This window comes from Enterobacter sp. BNK-34 (genome assembly GCF_048684445.1).
Classification (GTDB): domain Bacteria; phylum Pseudomonadota; class Gammaproteobacteria; order Enterobacterales; family Enterobacteriaceae; genus Enterobacter; species Enterobacter pseudoroggenkampii.
In genome coordinates, this window is the sequence record NZ_JBLQUA010000001.1 from 1,630,635 (window position 1) to 1,655,538 (window position 24,904).

Consider the following 24,904-nt stretch of genomic DNA (forward strand, 5'->3'; position numbering starts at 1 on the left):
AGCGGGTATGTTGTCAAAACAGGTTCCGCTTGGCATCTATGAAAAGGCACTCCCTGTGGGGGAGTGCTGGCTGGAGCGGTTACAGCTGGCAAAACAGCTGGGCTTCGATTTTGTCGAAATGTCCGTGGATGAGACGGACGAGCGTCTCTCTCGCCTCGACTGGAGCCGCGAACAGCGCCTGGCGCTGGTGAGCGCCGTTGCTGAAACGGGCGTGCGCGTGCCGTCCATGTGCCTGAGCGCCCACCGTCGTTTTCCGCTCGGCAGCGAAGACGATGCCGTACGCGCGCAGGGGCTGGAGATCATGCGTAAAGCCATTCGCTTTGCGCAGGATGTCGGTATCCGCGTGATCCAGCTGGCGGGTTATGACGTTTACTATCAGGAAGCCAACGATGAAACGCGCCGTCGTTTCCGTGACGGCCTGAAAGAGAGCGTTGAGATGGCAAGCCGTGCACAGGTCACGCTGGCGATGGAGATCATGGACTACCCCCTGATGAACTCCATCAGCAAGGCGCTGGGCTACGCGCATTATCTGAATAACCCGTGGTTCCAGCTTTATCCCGATATCGGCAACCTGTCAGCATGGGATAACGACGTGCAGATGGAGCTGCAGGCGGGCATGGGGCATATCGTGGCGGTGCACGTCAAAGATACCCGTCCTGGCGTGTTTAAAAACGTACCGTTCGGCACCGGGGTGGTGGATTTTGAACGGTGCTTCGAAACGCTCAAAGAGACAGGCTATTGCGGGCCTTACCTGATTGAGATGTGGAGTGAGACGTCGGACAACCCGGCAGCGGAAGTGGCGAAGGCGCGGGACTGGGTGCGCGAACGTATGGCGCGGGCAGGGTTGCTGGAGGCTGAACATGCTTAAGCTTAAACAGCAGGTCTTTGAAGCCAATATGGATCTGCCGCGCTATGGCCTGGTCACCTTCACCTGGGGGAACGTCAGCGCTATCGACCGCGAGCAGGGACTGATCGTGATTAAGCCGAGCGGTGTGGCGTACGACACCATGAAAGCAGACGATATGGTGGTGGTGGATCTCGACGGAAACGTCGTGGAGGGAAAATGGCGTCCCTCTTCAGATACCGCAACCCATCTGGCGCTGTACCAGCGCTATCCGTCCCTTGGCGGCGTGGTGCATACCCACTCCACGCACGCGACGGCCTGGGCCCAGGCCGGGCTGCCCATCCCGGCGCTGGGCACGACCCACGCGGACTACTTCTTTGGCGACATCCCCTGCACGCGGGCATTAACGCAGGATGAAGTGGAAGGTGAATACGAGCTCAACACCGGAAAGGTGATTATCGATACGCTGGGAGAATGTGAGCCGCTGCATACGCCGGGTATTGTGGTCTATCAGCACGGCCCGTTCGCCTGGGGAAAAGATGCCCACGACGCCGTCCATAATGCGGTCGTCATGGAGGAGGTGGCACGCATGGCGTGGATTGCCCGTGGCATCAACCCACAGCTTCAGGGCATTGATGATTACCTGATGAACAAGCATTTCATGCGCAAGCACGGCCCGAATGCCTACTACGGGCAGAAGTGAATAAGCGCTCTGGAATACCTAAAAACAGTTGTAACCGGTGGTATTCCGGAGCCATTCACAAAAAAAAGCCCCCGGGCAGGGGGCAACGTCAACTATGGCTATGTTCTCGTTGTTGGCTTTCCTGGTGCTAGCGTTAATGCGTTATCGGTAAATATCTGCACTGGCGTGCATGTTGCCGTTGCTGCCGGGCTCACGGGTTAACATCACGTGGTAATAGGTTGCGCCCTGCGCATCGGTTTCTTCATTAAGGGCCTGATCTGCTTCACTTTCCGTGGCGAAATTATGATTGATGTAAATGACGCCCAAGCTTTGCACATCATCCATGTTTCTGGCCTGTCGGCTGTCTATCTTGATGGCTGCCATCGCGTTTGCACTGAGCAAAAGCGCCGCCACTATGGCTAATGCGATTTTTTTCATGATATGCGCTCCACGACTGCGTGCTGCGAGAGGGGGGATGCTCCTTCTTTAATTCAGGTGATCTCTGATTAAAGTGTAATCACTCATCCGGCGGGGATGCGTGACCATTTCTGATGCAGTTGTTCAAAAAAACAACGCTTCCGGGTGTGACCAATTTTAAATCACCCACTTAGACCCGCTTCGCGCTTTGTGCGAATTATTTGTGCAATCAGCTTGAGTTTCCAGGGGCGCGCAAGTATTATGACGCGTCAATTTTTCAGCCGACCTTTAACACGTTCCTTGCCTCCCCGGGCCTCGGCTGACCCAGACAGGAGGCTGAATAATCCGTAAGGAGCAATTCGATGCGTCATTACGAAATCGTTTTTATGGTCCATCCTGACCAGAGCGAACAGGTTCCGGGTATGATCGAGCGTTACTCTGCTGCCATCACTGGTGCAGAAGGTACGATCCACCGTCTGGAAGACTGGGGCCGCCGTCAGCTGGCTTACCCGATCAACAAACTGCACAAAGCACACTACGTTCTGATGAACGTTGAAGCGCCGCAGGAAGTGATCGATGAGCTGGAAACCACCTTCCGCTTCAACGATGCCGTTATCCGCAGCATGGTTATGCGTACCAAAAACGCAGTTACCGAAGCATCTCCGATGGTTAAAGCGAAAGACGAGCGCCGTGAGCGTCGCGATGATTTCGCAAACGAAACCGCAGATGATTCTGATGCTGGGGATTCTGAAGAGTAATTTCTGATGACCAACCGTCTGGCGTTGTCCGGCATCGTATGCAGGGCTCCCCTTCGAAAGGTCAGTCCATCAGGAATTCCGCATTGCCAGTTCGTGCTTGAGCATCGTTCTGTGCAAGAGGAAGCCGGGTTTCACCGGCAGGCGTGGTGCCAAATGCCCGTTATTATTAGCGGACACGAAAACCAGGCCATTACTCACAGTTTAACGGTCGGTAGCGCAGTAATCGTTCAGGGGTTCATCTCTTGCCACAAGGCAAAGAACGGCCTGAGCAAAATGGTTCTGCATGCCGAGCAGATTGATTTGATAGATTCTGGAGACTAGCCATATGGCACGTTATTTCCGTCGTCGCAAGTTCTGCCGTTTCACCGCGGAAGGCGTTCAAGAGATCGACTATAAAGATATCGCAACGCTGAAAAACTACATCACCGAAAGCGGTAAGATTGTCCCAAGCCGTATCACCGGTACTCGTGCAAAATACCAGCGTCAGCTGGCTCGCGCTATCAAACGCGCTCGCTACCTGTCCCTGCTGCCGTACACTGATCGTCATCAGTAATCGGGCACGGTCCATTAATACGACTTTAAGAGGATAAGGTAATGCAAGTTATTCTGCTTGATAAAGTAGCAAACCTGGGCAGCCTGGGTGATCAGGTTAACGTTAAAGCGGGTTACGCACGTAACTTCCTGGTTCCACAGGGTAAAGCTGTTCCAGCTACCAAGAAAAACGTAGAGTTTTTCGAAGCACGTCGCGCTGAACTGGAAGCCAAACTGGCTGACGTTCTGGCGGCTGCTAACGCTCGCGCTGAAGCAATCAACGCACTGGGCACCGTTACCATCGCGTCTAAATCTGGCGACGAAGGTAAACTGTTCGGTTCCATCGGTACCCGCGATATCGCTGATGCAGTATCTGCTGCAGGCGTTAAAGTGGCTAAGAGTGAAGTTCGTCTGCCGAACGGCGTTCTGCGTACCACTGGTGAGCACGAAGTTGACTTCCAGGTTCACAGCGAAGTGTTCGCTAAACTGGTTGTTAACGTTGTAGCTGAGTAATTTTTTACTCTGCTCACGTTGAAATGCCGGCCTTGTGCCGGCGTTTTGCGTTTTAGAGATCCGGGCTCTTAACGCGCCCTGATAAAACTGCCGTCTGGCTGGCGGGTAAACAGTACCTGTTGTCCACTTCCCGTATCAATCGTTAACCCTGTCACCACCCCGCTGGCATTCTGGCGAATCTGTACCATCTGACCATTCTGCAGGTTACTGAGCGGTTTACCCGCACCTTCCACCTTCGCCATGGCATACACGTCGGTTGGCGGCAGGTTGTGGTCGCGGAACAGCTGTGCCAGGGTTTTGCCCGGCTCTACGCGATAGGAGCGCCACTGTTGCTCAATGCCGGTGGGCTGCTGCGTCTGAGGCTGAGACGGGGCGGCGGCTTGATCCTGCGGCTGTTCATCCTGAATGGGTTCTGGCTCAACCGGCGCAACCTGACCCGGATCGTTAGACGGGGAGACGAGCTGCGTCTGCATCGGCTGTGCGTCAGGCTGCGGCCGCGTCTGCGACTGAATGTCCAGTTGGGCATTGCGGGTGACGGGGGCGGTATCGACATCATCGCCCCCGGAAGGAAGCAGGAAGCCCACAATCACCATCAGCGCACCAATGATGATCCCTCTGCGATGCAGAGGAGGCAGCGGGTCCATGATGCGAAAATTGTCCGGCGCCTGCCAGATTTTCGCCAGGGTAGGTTTCAGTTCAAATCGCCCGGGCATGGCACTCCTCCTGCTCCGCGTATTTTTTATCCTGTGCCCCGAAGTATAGTTTGCTAACTGCCTGAACGGCGTAGTAAACCCGACATCCGTGACATCAGTTCGGGATTAATCCTGGTTATCTCTATTGTTTCTGTTTCGTCGCGGTTTGTCACCTTAACTTCAGACAAAGTTTTACCCATAAGGGCATGGCTGATATGCTGCCCGCTACTTTAAATGTGATGGAAGGAAAACCCATGACCACCCCGACTTTTGACACTATCGAAGCGCAGGCAAGTTACGGTATCGGCTTGCAGGTAGGACAGCAGCTGAGCGAATCCGGCCTGGAAGGTCTGTTACCAGAAGCGCTGGTGGCGGGTATCGCTGACGCGCTGGAAGGCAAACAGCCTGCCGTTCCGGTTGACGTCGTGCACCGTGCGCTGCGTGAAATCCACGAACGTGCTGACGCCGTGCGTCGTGCGCGCTTTGAAGAGATGGCCGCCGAAGGTGTGAAATATCTGGAAGAGAACCGCGAGCGTGAAGGCGTGAACAGCACCGAGTCTGGTCTGCAGTTCCGCGTGATCAATCAGGGCGACGGCGCAATCCCGGCGCGTACCGACCACGTTCGCGTGCACTACACCGGTAAGCTGATCGACGGTACCGTCTTCGACAGCTCCGTGGCGCGCGGCGAACCGGCTGAGTTCCCGGTAAATGGCGTTATCGCAGGCTGGATCGAAGCCCTGACCCTGATGCCAGTGGGTTCCAAATGGGAACTGACTATCCCGCATAACCTGGCCTACGGCGAGCGCGGCGCTGGCGCGTCCATCCCGCCATTCAGCACCCTGGTCTTTGAAGTCGAGCTGCTGGAAATTCTGTAATCGACTTTTCTTATTTCCTCTCCCCGGTTGGGGAGAGGAAAATAGTGTAAAAACCTATAGTTACGGTGCTATCAACATTTTATCTTGCAAACGAAACTGTTGCGTGTATTTTTGTGAGCTGTTTCGCGCTGTATGAGTGATATGACACTCACTTTCAACATATTATTAACATAATATCTAAATCATAGTATTCATCCCGCCGATTCTTACCTAATATCGATTAGCCCTTACAAGGGAACGTCATCTTTTGACGTATTTAAAGGCCAGAAGAGCCTTAACAACACAGACAGGCATAAACAGGAAAATATCACATGGTAGATCAGGTCAAAGTCGTCGCCGACGAAGAGGCGTCGTCCGAACAGTCGCTACGGCGCAATCTCACAAACCGTCATATTCAGCTCATTGCGATTGGGGGTGCCATCGGTACCGGGCTGTTTATGGGGTCAGGCAAAACCATCAGTCTCGCCGGACCGTCAATCATATTCGTTTATATGATTATCGGTTTTATGCTGTTCTTCGTGATGCGTGCAATGGGTGAACTGCTGCTCTCGAACCTTGAATACAAATCCTTCAGCGACTTCGCTTCAGACCTGCTCGGTCCATGGGCGGGCTATTTTACCGGCTGGACCTACTGGTTCTGCTGGGTCGTCACCGGTATGGCGGACGTCGTGGCGATTACCGCCTATGCGCAGTTCTGGTTCCCGGGGCTGTCGGACTGGGTGGCCTCGCTGGCGGTTATTGTGCTGCTGCTGAGCCTGAACCTCGCCACCGTCAAAATGTTCGGTGAGATGGAGTTCTGGTTTGCGATGATCAAAATCGTGGCCATTGTTGGGCTCATCGTGGTGGGCCTGGTAATGGTGCTTACCCACTTCCAGTCACCAACCGGCGTTCAGGCGTCGTTTACCCATCTGTGGAATGACGGCGGCTGGTTCCCGAAAGGCATCAGCGGCTTCTTTGCTGGTTTCCAGATTGCGGTGTTCGCGTTTGTGGGGATTGAGCTTGTCGGAACGACCGCTGCGGAAACCAAAGATCCGGAGAAGTCCCTGCCGCGCGCCATCAACTCCATTCCGGTGCGTATCATCATGTTCTACGTCTTCGCGCTGGTCATCATTATGTCCGTGACGCCGTGGAGCTCCGTGGTACCTACCAAGAGCCCGTTCGTCGAGCTGTTCGTGCTGGTAGGCCTGCCTGCTGCCGCGAGCCTGATTAACTTCGTGGTGCTGACCTCTGCTGCCTCGTCTGCCAACAGCGGCGTATTCTCCACCAGCCGTATGCTGTTTGGTCTGGCGCAGGAAGGCGTGGCGCCGAGCGCGTTCGCCAAGCTCTCTAAGCGTGCGGTACCGGCAAAAGGGTTGACCTTCTCCTGCATGTGTCTGCTGGGCGGTGTGGTGATGCTCTACGTGAACCCAAGCGTGATTGGCGCGTTCACCATGATCACCACGGTCTCTGCGATCCTGTTTATGTTCGTCTGGACCATCATCCTCTGTTCATACCTGGTGTACCGCAAGCAGCGTCCACACCTGCATGAAAAATCGATCTACAAGATGCCGCTGGGCAAGCTGATGTGCTGGGTGTGCATGGCGTTCTTCGTCTTCGTGCTGGTTCTGCTGACGCTGGAAGATGATACCCGTCAGGCACTCATCGTCACGCCGCTGTGGTTTATCGCGCTGGGGCTGGGCTGGGTGTTTATCGGTAAGAAACGGATGGCAGGCGTAAGGTAAAAGCAAAACGGCAACGTCAGTTGCCGTTTTTAGTTTTTGCACCCTCTCCCTGTGGGAGAGGGTCGGGGTGAGGGCATCAGGCCGCAGCGGCCTTTTTTATTCCCCCGCTAAAGCCCGCGGGAACAAAACGTTGTTCTCAAGACTGATGTGTTCCATCAGGTCGTCGATCGTTTCGTTAATGCCGTTGTACATCGCTTTCCACGTTGTGCACGCTTCTGGCGGCGGCGTGACGTTGTGGGTGGTGTGTTTGATCACTTCCAGCAGTTCACCCGCGTCATCGTGCTCGCTTTCCATCACGCTGATGGGTCCCATCGCCTGGCTTCCCATTCCCTGTTTAATCATCGGGAAGAGGATCTGCTCTTCTTTCATCATGTGGCTGGAAAGCTCTTCGTGCAGCAGGGTCAGGTACTTTGCCAGACCGCGCGGTACCGAAGGTTTGTCGGCATGGACGCGCTCGACTTTGGTCGCCTGCAGGATCAGCTCCGGCAGCTGTTCACGGTGACGGTCATGGTATCGCACGAGGATATGGTCGATGATTTCCGCGAGCGGAGCGGTTCGCCAGTCTTTGTCGACGGGCTGCTCGGCCAGCTGCGCCAGCTCGGCTTCAATCACCTCAACGTCCAGCTCTTTGCGTGAAGCCGCACGCGCCAGGGTTTGCTTACCGCCGCAGCAGTAATCCATATCGTATTTACGGAACAGCGCAGAAGCGCGAGGAATGGAGAGCGCCAGCTCGCCAAGGGGTTGGTCGCGAAAGGCCATAGCAGTTACCTCGTCATCAATAATATAAGATGCATATTAAATGCATCTTTAAGCCGGCGCTATAACCCTTTAGAGGGACGGGAAAAAGTGAGATGCAGATCACAAAAAATATCCGATTTAACTCTCTGAATGGGCTCAGGAAAGTGGTTTCGAAACTTTTTAAAGGTGGAGAAACAGTAAACAACCCGCTGCGCCTGCCGATATATCCACGTCAGACAAACCTGCATATAACAAAGGCAACGCATGTTTAAACGTATAAAAGTCATTACCCTTTTGATTTCGGTGCTGCTCGTGCTCGGCATCATGCAAGTGATTTCCGCCGGTATCTTTATCAACGCCCTGAACAACGATAAAGACAACTTCACCGTGGCGCAGCTCTCCAGCAAGAACGTGGCGGAGTTTACCGATGCGTGGATCAGTCTGAACCAGGCGCGCGTCACCCTGAACCGCGGGATGCTGCGCCTGCAAAGCAGCATGGCCTCGCAAATTAACGGCGGTCAGCTGAATGAGCTGGTGACGACGGCGAAAAATCTGCTGACTGAAGCGCAGGTTCATTACGATAAATACTATGCCTTGCCGAATACGCCAGGCCTGGATGAGAACCTGACGAATCGCCTTGAGGAGCAGTACCGTAATTACTCTACAACGCTGACCCAAATGAACGTTCTGCTGAGCCAGGGCAATCTGGAAGATATGTTCAAGCAGAATGCCGAACAAAAACAAAACGCGATGCAGGCGGTTTATCGTGAATGGCGTGAAGCGCAGGCCGCGCTCACCGATAAAGGCATTCAGGATAACGAAAGTGATTACAAGCGCATCCTGTGGATCCTCTCTGCGGTCATGCTGCTGGTGATTGTGGTGATTATCTCCAGCTGGATTGCTATGCGTCGCGTGCTGCTGCTGCCGCTGGAAGAGGTGATTAACCATATTCGCGCCATTGCGGCAGGGGATTTAACCCAGCCGATTCAGGCTGACGGTAAAAATGAGATGGCCATCCTGGCGCGCAACGTTCAGGAGATGCAAACCTCGCTGGCGAACACGGTGGGCGTGGTGCGTGAAGGCGCAGATACGATTTACACCGGTGCAGGCGAAATCTCTGCGGGCAGTAACGATCTCTCTTCCCGTACCGAGCAGCAGGCCGCTTCTCTTGAAGAAACGGCAGCCAGCATGGAACAGCTGACAGCAACCGTGAAGCAGAACGCCGATAACGCGCGTCAGGCGTCCCGTCTGGCGCTGGACGCCTCCTCAACGGCGAAGAAGGGCGGTAACGTGGTTGAAGGCGTCGTACGTACGATGGATGAGATCGCCACCAGTTCCAGCAAAATCGCGCAAATTACTAACGTGATCGACGGTATTGCCTTCCAGACGAACATTCTGGCGCTGAACGCGGCGGTAGAAGCGGCGCGCGCGGGCGAGCAGGGCCGCGGTTTTGCGGTGGTGGCCGGGGAAGTGCGTACCCTCGCGCAGCGCAGCGCTCAGGCGGCGAAAGAGATCAAAGCGCTTATTGATGATTCCGGTGAGCGCGTGAACGCGGGCTCGCAGCTGGTTAACGAAGCCGGCGCCACGATGGCCGAGATCGTCAATGCGGTTACCCGCGTCACCGACATCATGGGCGAAATTGCCTCGGCCTCTGACGAGCAGAGCCGCGGTATCGACCAGGTGGGCCAGGCGGTAGCCGAGATGGACCGCGTGACCCAGCAGAACGCCTCGCTGGTGGAGGAGTCTGCGGCCGCGGCGGCGGCGCTGGAAGATCAGGCTGCACGCCTGAACGAAGCGGTCGCGGTGTTCAAAATCACCCGCAATCAGGCGGTTAAAGCGGCACCAGTGAAAACCTATGTGCCAAAATCGCAGCCTGTAGCCGCGGCGTCAGAAGGGAACTGGGAAACGTTTTAAGGGCTTGCCGGGGGGCGGCTACGCCACCCGGCAAAAATTACATCTCCGAAGCCGGAATAACCCGTGGTTTTTCCGGCTTCGCTCTTACCGCCATCACCACCCCTATGACCAACAGCGCGATCCCGCAGGCCGTGAATAACGGCGGTACGCTCTGGCGCATCAGGAAGGTATAAAGCAGTCCGGCCAGGGTTTCGAAGACAATCAGCGGCCCTAAGATCACCGTCGGCAGCTTCTGGCTGGCAATGTTCCAGCACAGCGCGCCCACCCATGAACACAGCACCGCAATCGCCACCATCAGGCCGATAAACACCCACGGTCTTGGCCCGAAGGGCTGGGTGAAGTTCGGCTGCTGATGGCCCAGCCAGAGGCATGCGCCGAGATACCCCACGACGGATACGGGCAGCGTGACCAGCGCCTGCGCCGTTGCCCACATCATCGGATGCTTGTCCGGGTTCTCCCGCAGCCAGCGCGCATTGCGCAGGGCATACCATGCCCAGCACGCCACGGAAATGAACGCCAGCAGAATGCCAGAACCGTAACGCCACAGGTCAACATCCGCCTGCCCATGACGCAGCTCGGCAATATTGACGCATATCAGCCCCAGGGCGGTGCAGATCAGCGCCGGTGCCATTTTTGACCACGCCAGTTTGCCATCGCGGTGGCTGTAGAGCAGGTTAGCAAAGACGGGGATGACGACCGGCAGCGTGCCGATAATCATGGTCGATACTGGCGCACCGGTACGCTGAATGGCACTCGCGAGGCAAACGTAATAGATGAGATTGCCCATCATGGTCAGCGCCAGCGCGGTCCCCCAGTCCTGACGGCTGAGCTGACGCAAGCGCGCCCGTCCCAGCCACGCCAGGGGCAGGGCAATCAGCCCCAGCGCCAGATAACGGCCGGTCGACTGCAGTATTGCCGGATACTCGGGTACGATCAGCGGGCCGACAAAAATCAGCCCCCACATCATCCCGGCCAGCAGGGCATACAACACTCCACTAATCATTTTTCCATCCACAGGTATTTACGCTGTTCTCAGTGTAGGAGGGGCAAATGCGCGCGTATTGTATGAGGTTGCGCATTAGCGCCGGGTGACCTGCTTCTGGTAGCGCACGGGGGTAATGCCGTAGCGGTGGGTAAACGCGCGGGTCAGATGCGACTGATCGGTCAGCCCGGTTGCGGCGGCGACCTCTGCCGCGGGCATGCCGTGCGTGAGGAACGCTTTGGCGCGCCAGAGGCGAATGGCCATCAGCATCTGATGTGGCGTCACGTGAAAATGGGCTTTGAACTGGCGCTGGAAATGATACGGGCTGAGTGAAACGACGCTGGCCAGCTCGTCCAGCGTCAGAGCGCGCATATAGTTGTCGTGCAGATACTCGCGTACCCGTTCAAAGCGGTGCGCGCCTTCCTGAACCCGCGGCGCGTGATGGGCAAACGGCTGGAAGGTCTCAATCAGATCCAGCAGTAATCCTTTTTGCGCAAGCGGATCGTCCGTGTGCCACAGGCCGTAAATGAGCCTGCCGATTTGCTGCGAGCGCAGCGGGTCATGACGCGTTACGTCGCTAAACCACCAGTGCCGGAGGCCGGTCACCTCTTCCAGCAGGTCGGGTTCGATATAGACCATCCGGTAGCGCCAGCCGCCCTCGGTGGCGGATTCACCGGTATGGATCTCGTCCGGGTTCATGGTAACGACGGACTTTTCCGCCGCGAGATGCTGTGTCCCGCGATAGCGAAAGCGCTCGGCACCGGTTTCAATCGTGCCGATCCCGAAGGCTTCATGGGTGTGAGGCTCAAAGGCGTAGTCAGAAATATGGGCATGATAAAGCTCCAGGCCCGGCAGCTGCGCCAGATGGCGAAAGCGCGCGCTGTCTCTTTCATCATTAAACTGTTCCGGTACGCCTTGCACGGTGAGCCTCCTCGCGGTCATCTATTTTATTATCAGAGATGACCGGAGTTTATGCACTAAACATCTTTGCCCGGACCGTCTTACGATAATCCCCCGGTGACACCGTGGTTTTATGCTTAAACTGGCGGTTAAAGTGCGCAATATCCTGATATCCAACCGCATTGGCGATCTCCTGAATGCTCAGATTGGTGGATTGCAGCATCGTCATGGCGGATTCAATTCTGGCGGTTAATAAATACTGCAGGGGGGACATGTCGGTGGCATTTTTAAAGCGACGGTTGAAGTTGCGCAAACTCATGCCAGCCATATCGGCAAGATTTTGCATAGATATATCCGAGGCGCAGTTTGCTTTTATCCAGATTTGAATTTGAACAATATCTTCATCCGGATGCGGTTTGTTTTCTTCACTGTAACACTGGCGATCGAACTGACTTCGAATTTCATGGAAAAAGGTCCGCTGGGTATGTGTGGCTACGCGTTTCCCGTATATCGTTTCGATGAAATGGATGGTCAGATCTGAGAGGGCTTTGACGCTGGCGGCACAGTAAATATTATCGGCCTGCGTGAGAAAATGTTTGGTTTGTAATTTTACGTTGGGGTAGTCGCGCGAGAACTGTTTGAAGTAGTGCCAGTGGGTGGTGGCGGGTTTCCCGTTGAGCAATCCCGACTCCGCCAGGAAACAGCAGCCCGTTCCGACGGCCGCGATGCGGGTCCCTCGCGCCGCCTGTTCGCTAAGCCATGCCAGGAGTTCAGGCTGTTGTCTGACCACCGCGCGAGGATTGCGCCACAGGGCGGGAAGATAGATAACGTCATAGTGCCTGTCTGCGGCAAGGGTAGTATCGGCGGTAATGCTGAAGCCACTGTGCGTCAGGATGGGCTCGTTATTTATGCCAATAGTATGAACTTTCAGTATATTCTCCGGACGACAGAGCCTGAATGAAGACGTCTCCGGTTTGTGCGTGTCTGCGTGGGATGTTGTTTTTTGCTCGGCTAAATAGCTACTGGCTGCGGCTTTCCACATTTCAATCGGAAGACTGAGACCGGAACTTAGCATGCGTTCACATAACACAAATCCTATTTGTGTATTTGTCATTTTTGATTAATACCTGTTTTGACTATTATTTTTGGTAGCTCATCGTTGTCCTGGCCAAAAAAGTCAGCATTTTGGCTGGATTTTCATATTAGCTTTTGTTGGTAATTTGTAAACTAATATCTGAAATTATCGCACTTACTTAACAAAATAAATCCACGACCACTACAGGATGAATTATGGCGAAATTACCCGTAATAACGGCTTTTGGCGGCTATGGTCCAGCTGGTCGTAGTTCTTCACATCATGCATTTCGTCGAATGATTATTGAGTCATTATCGGAAGAGGAAAGGCAAGCGACGTTATTATCGTTAGCCATTCTGATGGGCGTGCTTAAATATGATGAGGGCGGATATTGCGACATTTCCGGTAAAAGATTTACACCTGCTCAGGCTGCCGCGAAGATAAAAGACGAGGCGCTTGAGGGAACCCTTATCCGAAAAATTACGCGCGACTATTTTGATGTCGATGCTATCGTCAGCCATGCAAAATTGAATATGGTTTCAGGCGAAGAAGGATTCAGTTTTAATATATCTTCCAGACAATTACCTCAACCCTTACCGGCGGGATGGCACGTTGAAGAATTAGCGGATCAGCGTGTGCGTATTACCGTTAAGGGAGAGATGGACTGTAAAATTGAGGCATTGTTGCGCACGGAGGTTCAGGCTGCGGGTTTACTGCCGCAGGGATTCCGCCCGGGTGACCATTACAATTCGCAGTTCCATCCGCGGGCGCTACAAATGGCGATTGTCGGAGCGTCAGACGCCATCAACGCCCTGGGGATCCCGTGGCGAGAGATACAGGCCAACATCACGCCGGATCAGCTCGGGGTCTATTCGGGCAATATCATGGGACAGCTCGACGATTATGGCTTTGGCGGTATGCTCCAGTCGCGCCTGAAAGGTCATCGCGTCAGCGCCAAACAGTGTCCGCTGGGCCTGAACAGCATGTGCGCCGATTTCCTCAATGCGTATGTGCTGGGTAGCGTCGGTCATACCAGCGCCATGCTGGGGGCATGCGCCACGTTTCTGTATAACCTGAATGCGGCAGTTGAAGATATTAAAGCGGGGCGCATTCGCGTTGCCGTTGTGGGCAGCGCCGAAGCGCCGGTCACCTCAGAGGTGATTGAAGGATTCGATGCCATGGGCGCCCTGGCAACGGAGAGCAAGCTTAAGCATATTGATGAAACGGATACGGCCGACTGGCGCAACAGCAGCCGCCCGTTTGGCAACAGCTGCGGTTTTGTGATCGCAGAATCCAGCCAGTACGTCGTGTTAATGGACGACGAGCTGGCGCTGCAGCTTGGGGCAGAGATCCACGGTTCGGTGGGGAATGTCTTCATCAACGCTGACGGCTTTAAGCGTTCTATCGCGTCACCGGGGCCGGGGAACTACATCACCATGGCGAAAGCGGTAGCCTCAGCGGTATCGATGGCGGGGATAGAGACGGTGCAGAAGGGATCGTTTATTCAGGCGCACGGTTCAAGCACGCCTAAGAATTGCGTCTCCGAGGCGGATATTTTTGACCGCGTTGCGCAAGCCTTTTCGATTCGCGACTGGCCGGTGACGGCGGTGAAATCGTATCTTGGTCACTCCCTGGGGCCCGCCAGCGGCGACCAGCTCATCAGCTGCCTCGGCGTCTTCCGCTATGGTATTTTGCCGGGAATTAAAAGCGTGTCGCACATTGCGCCACAGGTGAACAACGCACGCTTAACCATACCTGTTCAGGACTGCAAATTAGAGGAAGGCCAGGGGCAGATTGCCTTTATAAATTCAAAAGGCTTTGGCGGTAATAATGCCACGGGGGTGGTTTACTCGCCAAAGCTTACCCATCAATGGTTGCGCAAACGCTATGGGGACGCGGTGTTTGCGGAGTATCAGCAGCGTAACCGCCAGGTGCGACGTCAGGCTAACGCGTACGATGAGGCGGCTTCGCAGGGTGAACTCAATGTCATTTATCTGTTTGGCCAGCAGGGGATAAATGAGGAAGATATTAAGATTGATATGAATGGCATCACCATTCCTGGATTTGAAAAACCGATTACATACGCGACGGATAAAGAATACCCGGATTTTTAATCGTTATATTTGATTTTATTTTTAATAAATAAAGGTGCTTGTATTTTCTCAGGCGCCTTACCTTTGTGCACCACTAAACAGGAGAAAGAAAGTGGCTAATCTCAGTGCAATACTGATTGCCTTTGGCTGGAGCGGTATTGTCGTCGGCATAATGATGGGTGGGTTAATGGGGATGTACGCTTTTAAGGGACCGTTTCGCGCACCCAAAGGACATGAAAACTATACCGATTTAAATCGCAGAATGTTAAGGCTGGCACATATTGCCTTTATTATGCTGCCGTTAATATCCATGCTTTATGGCATGTGTATTGATGACCTCGCCGTGTCTTATACCTATAAATATTATGCCGTTATTTGCATGATGATACTTTCGGTGGGTATTCCGGTTCTGCTGATTGCATCGTGTTTTTATCTGCCATTTAAATATGTGCAGGTTATACCGTTTAGCTGTGGAATGTATGCGTTAGTTGTAATGGCAATTGGCAGGGTTTCCGCCCTGTAAACTATCACCTACCTGAGAAATAAAAATGAAAACGTTACTGAATACCCGCCAGCTGGGTCGGGACGCTATTGTCGCGACCGTAGATAAGCACGTTTATACCGAAAACCGCGCCTTTGCCAACAGGCTTATTGACCGGATTGAATCCCATCCGCTGATGCGCAGCCCTATTTTGGCAAAAATGAACAGCGGCGAAGTTGATATTCAACAGATGCGCGTATTCCATCTGGAATTTTATCACGCGTTTGCGCAAGTCTTTACCGATGCCGTTATTGAAGCGTTAAGCGCGGCGAAACAGCTGGAAGCGCCGCTGGGCGCGCAGGCGAAAATGGCGGCCCGTTTTCTGCTGCAAATCAACCTGCTGGATGAGCTGGGCTTCCACCCTGGCGAAGACGCCGAGGGCAATTACAACGGCCAGCCCGCGCTGGCGCACTACGTGCAATTCTTTACGACCATCCAGCAGCTGGGGATGACGGAGCACGAGGTGAAATCCTGGCTGCCGATGTCCAGCTCTCTGGCCTGCCGCGCAACCTTCGAGAATGCCTATGGCGACTATACCCAGCTGGTGGGTTTGCTGGCCGTGGCCGAGACCGTCTTCCATGACTTCGCCACGCCGTGGGCAAAAGGTGTTGATAAAGCAACGGATATTGACGTCACGAAGGGCTATCACAGCATCCATGTAGAAAGCGAAACGGGAGAGTCCATTGAAGATGGTCACTCCGAAGATGCATGGATCCTGTTCTGCCAGGCGCTGACGGAAGACCGCTACGCCGAGATGGAACAGCGCGTCGAGCTGTGGCTGAAGGTCTGGAACGACTTCTGTAACGATCTGCTGGCTGGCCGCGCCGGAAAATAATCTTTTCACCCTCATTACATTTGAAAATATAGAGCGAATTATGATGCCGTCTCATCAGTTGTTTAACAGGGGATATCATTCCTTCAACCAGCTTTTGCCCGAACTTGCTGTTCAACAGACTACTCAGACGGCATTTGAATTCGTCCGCAGCGCCAGTGAAATTCACAGCCAAAGCTATGACCAGCTACACCAGCGCGCCGCGTCGCTTGCAGAGGCTTTAATGCAGTACGGGCAGCGGGGCGACAGGGTCATATTGCTTTATCCGGATGGTGAAGATTTTATTGGCGCTTTTTTTGGCTGTCTTTACGCCGGCAGGGTGGCGGTTCCCGTCCCGATGCCCGCAAAATCGTCAGGAAGCGCGTGGGAGCGTTTTGCCGGCGTATTACGTAATGCGCAAACGGACTGTATTGTTACGACAGCCAGGGGGGCAGAAACGCTAGGCCAGCTATCACTTCCATTATCCCCGCTTATTTTTACCTTCGACAAACCAGACACAGCTGCGCTACCTGCGGGTTATCGTCTGCATCATCTTGAACGCACCTTCTCCGGGGCATTTCACCCCGTTCCGGTAGCAGACAACGATCTGGCTTTTTTACAGTACACCTCGGGTTCGACGGGCTCCCCGAAAGGCGTGATGGTGACCCATGGCAACCTGTGGGCTAACTCACATGCCATTCACCGCTTTTTCGGCCACCACAGCGAAAGCCGGGGCATGATCTGGCTGCCGCATTTTCATGATATGGGGCTTATTGGCGGGCTACTGCAGCCCGTGTTTGGCGCCTTCCCCTGTCGGGTGATGTCGCCCATGATGTTAATGAAAAACCCCCTCAACTGGCTCAAACAGATTTCCGACTATCAGGCGACGACCTCCGGCGGCCCTAATTTCGCCTACGAGCTGTGCGTGCGTAAGATTGGCCGAGAGCAGGCTGAGGCACTGGATCTTTCGCGCTGGGATGTGGCCTTTTGCGGCGCAGAGCCGATTCGGCCCGCCACGCTAGCGCAGTTTAGCGAACACTTTGCGCCTGCAGGGTTCCGGTCCGGCGCGTTCCTGCCCTGCTACGGCATGGCGGAAACCACGCTCATCGTCACCGGAATGGACAAAGGGCAGGGGCTCCGCGTGTCGGACGAGGCCGGTGCGGTGAGCTGCGGGCAGGCTCTGACTGATACCGAGGTGCGTATTGTCGATCCTGACCACCATCAGCCGCTTGCTGACGGTGAGAGCGGAGAAATATGGCTGCGTGGTCCGAGCGTTGCCGCCGGATACTGGGCCAATGATGCCGCCACGCGCGAAACCTTCCGGGCGTCTCTGGCAGGCGATCCGCCCCCGTGGCTGCGCAGCGGCGATATGGGTTTTCTCCAGTCCGGCCATTTGTACGTCACCGGACGGCTCAAAGAGCTGCTGATTATCAACGGCCAGAACCACTACCCGACGGATATTGAAGAGACGATCCGCCAGTCCGCTCCCGCGCTGGCGGAAGCGACGGTCTGCGTGTTTGCCAGTGAAGACGAGCGCCCGGTAGCGCTGCTTGAGCTGATGACGCGCCATAAAAATGATCTCGATATGGCGACGCTGGCGCCGTCCGTGACCGCGGCGGTGGCGGAGCGCCACGGCATTACGTTGGATGAACTGCTCCTTGTCGAACGAAGGGCAATCCCCCGCACCACCAGCGGGAAAATACAGCGCACCCGCGCGAAGATGATGTATCAGCAGGGGACCCTGGACGTGGCCTGGCGTAGCCGCCAGGACGCGTCAAAACCGCTTGAACACGCGGGGGAAACCCCTCCCGCGCTGGCGGCGCTGATTGCCGGGATAATCGGCAACACGCTGAACACGACGATCGGCGAATCCCGGTGGGATGACGCGTTTACCGGCTTTGGCTTGAGCTCTTTGCAGGCGGTGGGCGTCATTGGCGAGCTTGAACAGCGGCTGGGCCGCGAGCTCTCTCCCGCGCTGATTTACGACTATCCCACCATCAATCAGCTGGCGGTCGCGCTGGGAGAACCGGCTGCGGTCCGGCCGGTCAGCGCCGCCGTCGCGGAAAGCGCCATTGCGGTGATTGGTATCGGCGTGGAGCTGCCGGGGCATAGCGGCGTGGAGGCGCTGTGGTCGCTGCTGCAGCAGGGCCACAGCACGACCGGCGAGATCCCGGCGCAGCGCTGGCGTACCTCGTCCCTTGACGGCTTTAACCGTAAAGGCAGTTTCTTTGACGAGGTCGACGCCTTCGACGCAGGCTACTTCGGCATCTCTCCCCGCGAAGCCGTCTATATCGATCCGCAGCATCGTCTGCTGTTAGAAACCGTTCAACAGGCGCTCACCGATGCCGGCCTTAAGGCATCCTCCCTGCGCGGGAGCGATACGGCGGTTTATGTCGGGATCAGCGCCAGCGACTATGCCCTGGCCTGCGGCGATAACGTCTCGGCATACAGCGGCTTAGGCAACGCGCACAGCATCGCGGCCAACCGAATTTCTTATCTTTATGATTTAAAAGGGCCAAGCGTCGCTGTCGACACGGCATGCTCTTCCTCGCTGGTGGCGATAGAGGGGGCAATGCAAAGCCTGCGGGCCGGACGGAGTTCTCTGGCCATTGCCGGAGGCGTTAATCTGGCGCTGACGCCGCATTTGCAAAAAGTCTTCACCGATGCCCAGATGCTGGCCCCCGACGGCCGGTGTAAAACCTTTGACGCCCGCGCCGATGGCTACGTTCGTGGCGAAGGGTGTGGCGTCGTGGTGCTCAAGCCGCTTTCGCAGGCGCTGGCGGATGGCGATCGGGTCTATGCCACGCTGGTGGCGAGCGCCGTGAACCAGGACGGCCGCAGCAACGGCATTACCGCGCCAAATGGCCCATCGCAGCAGGCGGTCATCCGGCAGGCAATGGCGGATGCCGGAGTGGACAGCGACAGCATTGACTATATCGAAGCGCACGGGACGGGAACGGCGCTGGGCGATCTGATTGAATATCAGGCGCTGGAAGCGGTATTTGCGGACCGGAAAAAAAACGCACCTGTCCAGGTGGGGTCGATTAAAACCAACATTGGCCACCTGGAGGCGGCGGCGGGCGTGCTGGGCGTGGTGAAAACGTCTCTGATGTTGCACTACCGACAATACGTGCCGCACCTCAACTTCCAGCATAAAAACCCGCATATTGCGGCGATTAGCCGTCATGTTGAAGTAAGCGGTGCACAGCCTGCCTCATGGCATGCCGATGGTGACGCACGCTACGCGGGCGTAAGCAGCTTTGGCTTCGGCGGCACCAACGGTCACGTGATTTTGCGCAGCGCGCCAGCGGTGGAAAAACGCCAGGAGCCCGCTGCGCCCCACGGCCTGCTTCTGATCGGTTCACATGATGAAGGAGCGTTTCCCCTTCAGCGGGAGGCGGTCAAAAAAGGGTTATCGACATGTCAGGAGAGCGATATCGCCACCTGGTGTCGGCTGGTGAACACCCGCTACGACGCGGCCCGCTATCGCGGCGTGGCGTATGGCGCGGACCGCGCCCAGCTGGCGGACAGCCTTGCGCAGCTCACGGCCTGCAAAGCAGGTAAAGCCCAGCCTCAGGTCTGGCTCTTCCCGGGGCAGGGCACCCAGCAAATCGGCATGGGGGCCGAGCTGTATCACCATCTGCCGCACTATCGCGCCCAGTTTGACGCGCTGGCGACGACCATCCGGCAGCGTTATCAGATTGATATCACACAGACGCTGTTTGCCCGTGATGATAGCTGGCAGCGCTGCGCCAGAACCTGCCAGCTCTCCTTATTTGCCTGTAGCTACGCGCTTGCTCAGAGCGTGATGCAGTTTGGACCTCGTCCGGCAGCCGTGATGGGGCACAGCCTGGGAGAGTACTGCGCGGCGGTCATCGCAGGCTATCTCTCGCTCGACGACGGGCTGGCTATGGTTCATCAGCGCGCGCTGTTGATGTCAGCCCTGACGCAGGCAGGGGCGATGGCGGTTGTCTTCAGCGGTGAAGCCGAGGTGCGCCAGCTGATTTCACCCTGGGCGGGTGACATTGATATTGCCGCATTCAACACCCCGACGCTGACCACCATCGCAGGCAGCCAGACGGCGATTGACGCCTGTCTCCAGGCCATTTCTGCTCAGGGAGGCCACGCCAGAAAAATTAAAACCGCCAGCGCATTTCACTCCTCGATGATGGATCCGATCCTCGGTGCCTGGCGCGAGTGGCTGGTCAACAACGTCACCTTCACCCGCGGGACGATCCCGTTTTACAGCAACCTGAACGGCGAGGCGCGCGACCAAACCGACGCCGACTACTGGACCCGGCAAATTCGCCAGCCCGTTCGTTTCCTTCAGGGCGTGCAAAACGTGCTTGCGCAGGGTGAGTTCACCTTTATCGATCTGAGCGCGGACAGTTCGCTGGGCAAATTTGTGACCGCCACCGACCGCCGTCACCGGGTGCTGGCCGCAGGCGATCGGCGACATGAGTACAAATCACTGCTGACGCTGCTGGGAACGCTGTGGCAGCACGGGCACGACATCAACTGGAGCGGGCTGTACCACGCGACCACGCGGGAGGCGTTAAACCTGCCCGCCATCCAGTTCTGCCGCAAACGTTACTGGCTGGCGGATGAGACGCCAGCGCAGACCCCATCTGCAAAAGAGGACGCTATGTCAAATCAACACCATTTAGCCGCTGAAATAAAAGCGATTATTGCCGGTTTTCTTGAGGCGGATCCCGCCACGCTTGACGACGAACTGCCCTTCCTGGAAATGGGGGCGGACTCGCTGGTGCTGCTGGATGCCATCAATACCATTAAGGACCGCTACGGCGTGGCCATCCCGGTACGCGCGCTGTTTGAAGAGCTCAATACGCTGGACGCGGTGATCGGTTATGTGGTGGAGCACGCGCAGCCAGCGGCGGCTGCGGCTCCGCTCAGCACCCCGGAAACCGCCGGGCAGGCGGCGCAGCCTGTCGTGGCCATGCCGGGAACCAGCAAGCCGGTGCCTGGCGCGGTTCAGGATCTGATTGCCCGCCAGCTGGAGCTTATGTCCCAGCAGCTCACGCTGCTCAACGGCACGGCGCAGACTCTCCCGATGCCCGTCGCGCCAACGATGCCGGACGTCATCGCGCCAGCGCCTGTCGCCACCCCGGCCGCACCGGTGAAGGCCAGCGCGCACAGCAGCTGGTTTAAAAAAGAGACGAAAAAGGTCTCCCTGGGCACCGAGCGCGACCAGCATCTGGCGCAGCTCACCCAGCGGTTTGTCGATAAAACAGGCGGGTCGAAACGCAATGCCCAGCAGTACCGCGCCGTGCTGGCGGATAACCGGGCCTCTGCGGGCTTTCGTTTATCCACCAAGGAGATGCTTTACCCCTTAGTGGGGGAACGCTCTCAGGGATCGCGCATCTGGGACGTTGATGGCAACGAGTATATTGATTTTACGATGGGTTTTGGCGCCAACCTGCTGGGGCATGCACCGGACTGCGTACAGCAGGCGGTTGCCGACCAGCTGGCGCGGGGCATGCAGATCGGGCCGCAAAGCGCGCTGGCGGGCGAGGTGGCAACGCTTATCAGCGAGCTGACCGGCCAGCAGCGGGTGGCATTTTGTAACTCCGGCTCTGAAGCGGTAATGAGCGCCGTGCGCCTGGCGCGCGCCGTGACGGGGAAAAATAAAGTCGCGCTGTTTAGCGGCTCATATCACGGCGTGTTTGACGGCATTCTGGGGCGGCAGCAGGGCGGAGAAACCCCCGAGCGCGCCACGCCGATTGCCGCCGGTACGCCGCCATCGCTGGTTGACGACCTGCTGGTGCTCGATTACGGCAGCGAAGAGAGCCTGGCGCTTATCGCCCGCTATGCCGCCGAGCTGGCGGTGGTGATCGTCGAACCGGTGCAGAGCCGTTATCCCGATCATCAGCCGCGCGAATACCTGCATACCCTGCGTGAGCTGACGACGACCCACAATATTGCGCTGATGTTTGACGAGGTGATCACCGGTTTCCGTCTGGCGGCCGGCGGCGCACAGGCGTATTACGGCGTTCAGGCGGATATCGCCTCCTACGGTAAGATCGTCGGCGGCGGTATGCCGATCGGCGTGATTGCAGGCTCCAGCCGCTTTATGGACAGTATCGACGGCGGATTCTGGCAGTATGGCGATGACTCCTGGCCGCAGGCTGAACTGATCTTCTTTGCCGGTACCTTCTCCAAGCATCCGCTGACCATGGCGGCAAGCAAAGCCGTGCTGGAGTACATCAAAGCACATCCGGCACTGTATGACGACATCAACCAAAAAACCGCGCGTCTGACGATGTCGCTAAATACCTGGTTCTCTGCAACCGGTACGCCGATTGAGATCGTCTCTGCCGGCAGCCTGTTCCGTTTCAAATTCAACGGCAACTACGACATCCTCTTCCACCACCTGATGCTGCGCGGCATTTTCATCTGGGAAGGGCGTAACTGTTTTGTCTCGGTCGCACACGCGGACGAGGATATCGACCGCTTTATTGCGGCGGTAAAAGAGAGCGTTAACGCCATGCGCGTGGACGGCTTCTTTGGGCAGGCCGGATTGCGCCCCGACACGCGCTATGCCGTTGCAGACAGCCAGCAGCGTTTTCTGCAGCTGGCCGCGCGGGATGAAAGCGGGCGGTTGGCCGGGACGATCGGCGGCGTCATTGAAACGCCGCGCAACGTAGACAGCGAGATCATGCTTGCCGCCTGGCAACTGCTGTGCGAGCGCCATGACGCGCTGCGTATGCAGTTCACTGACGCAGGCGAACTTCAGGTGGCCCTGGCGCCCACCGTCGATATCAGCGAGGAAAACGTGGCGCCTGCCGCCTGTCTCGCTGAGTTTGCCGCGCGTCCCTTTGACCTGACCGCCGCGCCGCTGGCCCGACTGCTGCTGGTCCGCCATGAGAGGAAAACCACGCTCGCCATCGCGGCACATCATTCGGTGGCGGACGGCTGGTCGTTCATGGTGATGCTGCGCGAGCTACTGCATCTTTACGATGCCCTGGCGTCGGGTGAACGCCCTGACCTGGCGGCTGCGGCAAGCTATCTGCAGGCTATCCGTGCGCAGAACATCGTCAGCGAGGCAGCGCTACCTGCGCGTCTTGCGGCGCTTCCTGCCCGCCGGGCAACGCCAGACGTCCTTACCGTAATGGCACCTTCCCGGACGTATCAGGGGCAGCGGCTGGTACAGCGCTTGTCGTATCCGGGCCTGACCGCGCAGCTGCGCAAAGCTTCCGCCGAGCTGCGGGTGACCCGCTTCGCGATGCTGAATGCGCTCTTTACCCTGACGCTTGAGAAGGCGGTCGGTCATTCCCCGGTGCCGGTCGGCGTGCCGGATGCCGGGCGGGATTTCGGGCAGGGCGATGCGCTTGTCGGCCAGTGCGTCCGGCTGTTGCCGCTGTGTATCGACAGCGCCGCCTGTGCGTCGTTATCTGATGTCGCCAGGGCAATCCATGACGGCATCCTCGCGCAGCGCGACGAGCCCGCCCTGCCGTCACGCTGCTTCCACGGTCAGGATGCGCCGCTTCCGCTGCTGGCGACCTTTAACGTCGAGCCGCATGCTCCGCTGGCAGAGCTGCGGCAGTGGGAGGCCAGCCTGTCGCTCCTCCCGATCGGCGCCGTCGAATTCCCGCTGATGGTTAACATTCTCGAGACGAAAGAGGGGCTGTCCGTCGAGCTGGATTACCAGATGCGCTATTTCACCGAGGCGAGCGCCCGTGCGTTGCTGGAGCACTTCCTCAAGGCGATCGCCGTGCTGGCCGAGCAGGGAGAAGAGGCTGCCGAAGCATTATTCTCGTCGTCAGAGGTACTGGCCGCATCATGAAAAAGCTGACGATTATCGTCCTCGCGGGCGCCGTGCTGGCGTTCGTGGTTAATCTGCTGATCGATGCCGGACTGTTTTATCAGGTGCAGGAGCGCGGCGGTGAACAGTGCCAAAAAATCACCGGCATTGAGGGCGCGGAAGATATCGCGCCCTTATCGGATGGCGGGGCAATAGCCAGTAGCCTCAACCGGCACGGCAGCGCGCCCGGCGCGCTCTATTATCTCAACGGCAGCGACAGGCCGCAGCGATTAGCCGGTGACTATCCGGATGCCTTTTTCCCGCACGGTATCGATGTCTGGCAGCAGGAGGGCGAGACGTGGATCTACGTGGTGAACCACCGTCCCCAGGAGGACAGCATTGATGTGTTTCGCTTTAATCGCGCGCAGATGCGTCTTGAGTATCAGCCCGCCTTGTCGCGCGCGGTCGGAAACAACATCAATGATATCAGCGTGATTGATAAAACCCGCTGGCTGTTGACGCGGGACCACCGGTGGACGGGCTTCGCGGGACGCGTGGAGGACTATCTGCGACTGCCGCTCTCCAGCGTCCTGCTGGCAGACGAGGCGGGGCTGCATACCCTGATCGATGACCTGCATTTTGCGAACGGCATTTACTACAACCGACAATTGGGGCGTCTGTACGTGGCGGAAACCACCCGCGGCGCGGTGAGCAGCTGGGCGTGGCAGCCGAATGAGGCTGCGCCCGTCCTGCTGGGGCGCTTCAGCGGTCTGCATGGTGTCGACAATATCCTGCCGGACGGGCAGGGAATGCTGGTGGCGGCGCACCCGCAGCTTCTGAAGCTGGCCGCCTATCAGAAAGATGCCCAGGCGCGTTCACCGTCCATGGTGTGGCGGCTGACAACCGGTGCACAGGGTGAAATCAGTCAGGCCACTCTTTTCTATCAAAGCCACGGTGCGTCGCTGGCGGCAGTCAGCGTTGCCGCGCCCATGGGCGGAAAAGTGATGATGGGCAGCGTCTTTGACGACGGGCTGCTGCTGTGCGGGGAGCAATAA

Annotated in this window: 20 protein-coding genes; 14 read left to right on the plus strand and 6 right to left on the minus strand. The window is 57.0% G+C overall.

The genetic code is table 11. The features are described 5' to 3' along the window. Positions 1-7: 7 nt before the first annotated feature. Positions 8-868 (plus strand): L-ribulose-5-phosphate 3-epimerase, encoded by an 861-nt coding sequence (locus tag ACMGG5_RS08000; protein WP_157188508.1) that lies wholly within the window; start codon positions 8-10, stop codon positions 866-868. After that, the gene (locus ACMGG5_RS08005; RefSeq protein ID WP_061716089.1) at positions 861-1,547 is read left to right on the plus strand and encodes an L-ribulose-5-phosphate 4-epimerase; all 687 of its coding nucleotides are present in this window, start codon (positions 861-863) and stop codon (positions 1,545-1,547) included. Before ACMGG5_RS08000 ends, ACMGG5_RS08005 begins: the two co-directional genes overlap by 8 nt. A 141-nt stretch (positions 1,548-1,688) precedes the next feature. On the opposite strand, the gene yjfY is transcribed toward ACMGG5_RS08005, so the two are convergent. Continuing rightward, on the minus strand, positions 1,689-1,964 hold the full coding sequence (gene yjfY, locus ACMGG5_RS08010; RefSeq protein WP_048989487.1) for a DUF1471 family protein YjfY: 276 nt from the start codon (positions 1,962-1,964) through the stop codon (positions 1,689-1,691). A 341-nt stretch (positions 1,965-2,305) separates the two neighbouring features. Between yjfY and rpsF the strand changes: the two genes are divergently transcribed. From rpsF to rplI, 4 genes are read left to right on the plus strand one after another with little or no spacing between them, the layout of a single operon-like run. Continuing rightward, the gene (rpsF, locus tag ACMGG5_RS08015; protein WP_014068637.1) at positions 2,306-2,701 is read left to right on the plus strand and encodes a 30S ribosomal protein S6; all 396 of its coding nucleotides are present in this window, start codon (positions 2,306-2,308) and stop codon (positions 2,699-2,701) included. A gap of 6 nt (positions 2,702-2,707) precedes the next feature. Then, positions 2,708-3,022: a primosomal replication protein N gene (priB, locus tag ACMGG5_RS08020; protein ID WP_008502895.1), complete on the plus strand. Its 315-nt coding sequence runs from the start codon at positions 2,708-2,710 to the stop codon at positions 3,020-3,022. A 4-nt stretch (positions 3,023-3,026) separates the two neighbouring features. Further along, positions 3,027-3,254 (plus strand): 30S ribosomal protein S18, encoded by a 228-nt coding sequence (gene rpsR / locus ACMGG5_RS08025; RefSeq protein ID WP_000135199.1) that lies wholly within the window; start codon positions 3,027-3,029, stop codon positions 3,252-3,254. Between the two features lie 41 nt (positions 3,255-3,295). Further along, positions 3,296-3,745, plus strand: coding sequence for a 50S ribosomal protein L9 (gene rplI / locus ACMGG5_RS08030; RefSeq protein WP_023310148.1), 450 nt, complete (start codon positions 3,296-3,298; stop codon positions 3,743-3,745). Between the two features lie 68 nt (positions 3,746-3,813). On the opposite strand, the gene ACMGG5_RS08035 is transcribed toward rplI, so the two are convergent. Continuing rightward, a complete protein-coding gene (locus ACMGG5_RS08035) occupies positions 3,814-4,458 on the minus strand; it encodes an OapA family protein (protein ID WP_048989485.1) in 645 nt (214 codons plus the stop codon). 233 nt (positions 4,459-4,691) lie between these two features. On the opposite strand from ACMGG5_RS08035, the gene fklB reads away from it, so the two are divergent. Then, positions 4,692-5,312 (plus strand): FKBP-type peptidyl-prolyl cis-trans isomerase, encoded by a 621-nt coding sequence (fklB, locus tag ACMGG5_RS08040; RefSeq protein ID WP_008502892.1) that lies wholly within the window; start codon positions 4,692-4,694, stop codon positions 5,310-5,312. Between the two features lie 311 nt (positions 5,313-5,623). Next, on the plus strand, positions 5,624-7,033 hold the full coding sequence (gene cycA, locus ACMGG5_RS08045; RefSeq protein ID WP_024907315.1) for a D-serine/D-alanine/glycine transporter: 1,410 nt from the start codon (positions 5,624-5,626) through the stop codon (positions 7,031-7,033). A 96-nt stretch (positions 7,034-7,129) separates the two neighbouring features. Here the strand turns inward: cycA and ytfE are convergent, their stop codons facing one another. Next, positions 7,130-7,792: an iron-sulfur cluster repair protein YtfE gene (gene ytfE / locus ACMGG5_RS08050; RefSeq protein WP_024907314.1), complete on the minus strand. Its 663-nt coding sequence runs from the start codon at positions 7,790-7,792 to the stop codon at positions 7,130-7,132. Positions 7,793-8,035: 243 nt separating this feature from the next. Here ytfE and ACMGG5_RS08055 point away from each other — a divergent pair, with 243 nt between their 5' ends. After that, complete coding sequence (locus ACMGG5_RS08055; protein WP_061716087.1) at positions 8,036-9,685, plus strand: methyl-accepting chemotaxis protein; 1,650 nt, start codon at positions 8,036-8,038, stop codon at positions 9,683-9,685. Between the two features lie 37 nt (positions 9,686-9,722). Here the strand turns inward: ACMGG5_RS08055 and ACMGG5_RS08060 are convergent, their stop codons facing one another. The 3 genes from ACMGG5_RS08060 to ACMGG5_RS08070 all read right to left on the minus strand — a co-directional run bounded on the left by ACMGG5_RS08060 (position 9,723) and on the right by ACMGG5_RS08070 (position 12,681). Next, positions 9,723-10,688: a DMT family transporter gene (locus ACMGG5_RS08060; protein WP_048989480.1), complete on the minus strand. Its 966-nt coding sequence runs from the start codon at positions 10,686-10,688 to the stop codon at positions 9,723-9,725. 75 nt (positions 10,689-10,763) lie between these two features. Then, positions 10,764-11,588, minus strand: a complete 825-nt coding sequence (locus tag ACMGG5_RS08065; protein WP_024907311.1) for an AraC family transcriptional regulator — start codon at positions 11,586-11,588, stop codon at positions 10,764-10,766. 49 nt (positions 11,589-11,637) lie between these two features. Continuing rightward, on the minus strand, positions 11,638-12,681 hold the full coding sequence (locus tag ACMGG5_RS08070) for a GlxA family transcriptional regulator (protein ID WP_228117543.1): 1,044 nt from the start codon (positions 12,679-12,681) through the stop codon (positions 11,638-11,640). Between the two features lie 596 nt (positions 12,682-13,277). Between ACMGG5_RS08070 and ACMGG5_RS08075 the strand changes: the two genes are divergently transcribed. From ACMGG5_RS08075 to ACMGG5_RS08095, 5 genes are all read left to right on the plus strand, one after another. Beyond that, positions 13,278-14,756, plus strand: coding sequence for a beta-ketoacyl synthase (locus tag ACMGG5_RS08075; protein ID WP_420277691.1), 1,479 nt, complete (start codon positions 13,278-13,280; stop codon positions 14,754-14,756). 91 nt (positions 14,757-14,847) lie between these two features. After that, positions 14,848-15,258, plus strand: a complete 411-nt coding sequence (locus ACMGG5_RS08080; protein ID WP_024907308.1) for a membrane protein — start codon at positions 14,848-14,850, stop codon at positions 15,256-15,258. Between the two features lie 25 nt (positions 15,259-15,283). Then, entirely contained in the window at positions 15,284-16,111 is an 828-nt protein-coding gene (locus ACMGG5_RS08085) for a hypothetical protein (protein ID WP_048989475.1), read from the plus strand. A gap of 43 nt (positions 16,112-16,154) precedes the next feature. After that, positions 16,155-23,891, plus strand: coding sequence for an aminotransferase class III-fold pyridoxal phosphate-dependent enzyme (locus ACMGG5_RS08090; RefSeq protein WP_420278611.1), 7,737 nt, complete (start codon positions 16,155-16,157; stop codon positions 23,889-23,891). Then, positions 23,888-24,904: an arylesterase gene (locus ACMGG5_RS08095; protein WP_420277692.1), complete on the plus strand. Its 1,017-nt coding sequence runs from the start codon at positions 23,888-23,890 to the stop codon at positions 24,902-24,904. The genes ACMGG5_RS08090 and ACMGG5_RS08095 overlap by 4 nt, the downstream gene beginning before the upstream one ends.